This window comes from Mesorhizobium sp. M0496, from assembly GCF_040321205.1.
Lineage (GTDB): Bacteria > Pseudomonadota > Alphaproteobacteria > Rhizobiales > Rhizobiaceae > Mesorhizobium.
This window is the reverse complement of record NZ_JAMYRC010000104.1, coordinates 1-1227: the sequence shown is the minus strand read 5'-3', so window position 1 is coordinate 1227 and position 1227 is coordinate 1. Positions and strand designations below refer to the sequence as shown.

Genomic DNA, 1227 nt, shown 5'->3' with positions numbered 1-1227 from the left:
TGACCTGCCACTGAGAATTTCCTCCATCTGAGATTAGAGTCCGGGCCTTGATTGAAGGACGGACTGATGAAGAGAAAGCGGTTTACGGAAGAGCAGATCATCGCGGTTCTGCGCGAGCATGAGGCGGGTGCGAAGGCGGGCGATCTTGCCCGTAAGCACGGGGTCTCGGAGGCGACGCTGTATAACTGGAAGGCCAAGTATGGCGGGATGGACGTCTCTGACGCCAAGCGGCTGAAGGCTCTGGAAGACGAGAACGCCAGGCTGAAGAAGCTGCTCGCCGACCAGATGCTGGAAGCCTCGGCATTGCGCGAGCTTCTGTCAAAAAAATGGTAGGGCCCGCCGCCAAGCGCGAAGCCGTCGCTCATCTGCAGGCCGTCATGGGCCTATCGGAGCGTCGGGCCTGTTCCTTCGTCGGCGCCGATCGCAAGATGATCCGCTACCAGTCTCGCCGACCGCCAGAGACGGAGCTGCGTAGTCGGCTGCGTGACCTCGCCAACGAGCGCCGGCGTTTCGGCTATCGACGCCTGTTCGTCCTTCTGCGGCGGGAGGGCGAGGCATCTGGGGTCAACCGTATCTACCGTCTTTACCGCGAGGAAGGCCTGACGGTGCGCAAGCGCCGGGCAAGGCGGCGAGCGGTCGGCACGCGGGCGCCAATCCTAGTCGAGGCAAAGCCGAACGCGCGCTGGTCGCTGGATTTCGTGCATGACCAGTTCGCCTGCGGCCGGAGGTTCCGCGTGCTCAACATCGTCGACGACGTGACGCGCGAATGCCTGGCCGCGATCCCGGACACCTCGATCTCCGGCCGTCGGGTTGCCCGTGAACTGACGGAACTGATCACCCACCGCGGCAAGCCGGGCATGATCGTCTCCGACCACGGCACCGAGTTCACGTCGAACGCCATCCTCGCATGGTCGAAGGATCACGCGATCGAATGGCATTACATCGCGCCGGGCAAGCCGATGCAGAATGGTTATGTCGAATCCTTCAACGGTCGCATGCGCGACGAGCTGTTGAACGAGAGCCTGTTCTTCGGTCTCGACCACGCCCGAAGCGCCATCGCCGAATGGAGGGAGGACTTCAACACCGCCAGGCCACATTCCTCGCTCGGCTACCAGACCCCGGCAGCCTATGCCGAGGTCATTACCGCAACCGGCTCCGACGCTGTGCTGATGGAAGGCTCCGCGCCTCCGCCGGTTGCTCAACCCGCGCCACAAGGCGTAACAAAAA

1 protein-coding gene is annotated in these 1227 nt (G+C 63.0%); it reads left to right on the top strand.

Going from position 1 to position 1227, the window contains the following annotated elements; genetic code table 11:
* Positions 1-66 precede the first annotated feature (66 nt).
* Positions 67-1227, top strand: a protein-coding gene (locus tag NKI73_RS33530; RefSeq protein WP_352636336.1) for an IS3 family transposase whose coding sequence is annotated in 2 segments (ribosomal slippage) — positions 67-319 and positions 319-1227 — 1162 coding nt annotated over the 2 segments. Because the reading frame shifts where the segments join, the coding sequence is not laid out codon by codon here. This gene is flagged as partial in the annotation.